At 66.3% G+C, this 901-nt stretch carries 1 protein-coding gene; it reads left to right on the top strand.

The features are described 5' to 3' along the window. Positions 1-901, top strand: a 901-nt coding sequence (locus tag KVT37_RS31645) for a condensation domain-containing protein (RefSeq protein ID WP_254634394.1), incomplete at both ends; no start/stop codon positions are given.

The following is a 901-nucleotide window of genomic DNA, read 5'->3' as shown; positions in this document are numbered from 1 at the left end:
GGCATCGCCTACGTCCAGGACATCTACGCCCTGTCGCCGCTGCAGGACGGCACCCTGTTCCACCACCTTCTGGCGCAGAAGGGCGATCCCTATCTGATCAGTGCTCAGATGGCCTTCGCCGAGCGGGATCGACTGGATCGGTATCTGTCGGCGGTGCAGCGCGTGGCCGACCGTCACGATATCCTGCGCACCGCCTTTGTCTGGGAAGGCCTGTCAGCACCGGTGCAGGTGGTGTGGCGCACCGCGCCGCTCAGCATCACCGAGGTCGAGCTCGATCCTGCCGCCGGCCCTGGCGTGGAGCAGCTGCGGCATCGCTACGATCCAAGCCATTTTCGGTTCGACCTGACCAAGGCGCCCTTGCTGCGCTTCGTGGTGGCAAAGGATCCCGAGAACGGCCGCTGGCTGTTGCTGGAAGTGCATCACCATCTGATCGGCGACCAGTCGACCCTGGATATCCTGAACGAGGAGATCGAAGCGATCCTGGCGGGCCGAGAGGATGAGCTGCCGGCTGCGGAGCCGTTCCGCAACGTGGTGGCGCAGGCGCGTCTGGGAGTCTCGGCGGCGGAGCACGAGCGCTACTTCCGCGAGCGGCTTGGCGATATCGATGAACCGGTGCTGCCATTCGGCCTGGCGGAAGTGCGTGGCGATGGCGAGAAGGTGGCTGAGGCCCATCGGGTCTTGCCGCAAGCCCTCAACGACCGTCTCCGTGGGCTAGCCCGTAGGCTGGGAGTGAGCCTTGCCAGCTTGTGCCATGTGGCATGGGGCCAGATGGCCGCGCGCACGTCCGGCCGCACCGCGATCGTATTCGGCACGGTGCTGCTTGGCCGGATGCAGGCTGGTTCTGGCGCTGGCCGGGCGATGGGCCTGTTCATCAACACGTTGCCCCTGCGCCTGGACCTCG

This window comes from Mesorhizobium sp. GbtcB19 (genome assembly GCF_019091085.1).
GTDB lineage: Bacteria > Pseudomonadota > Alphaproteobacteria > Rhizobiales > Rhizobiaceae > Mesorhizobium.
This window is presented reverse-complemented; position numbering and strand designations above follow the sequence as displayed.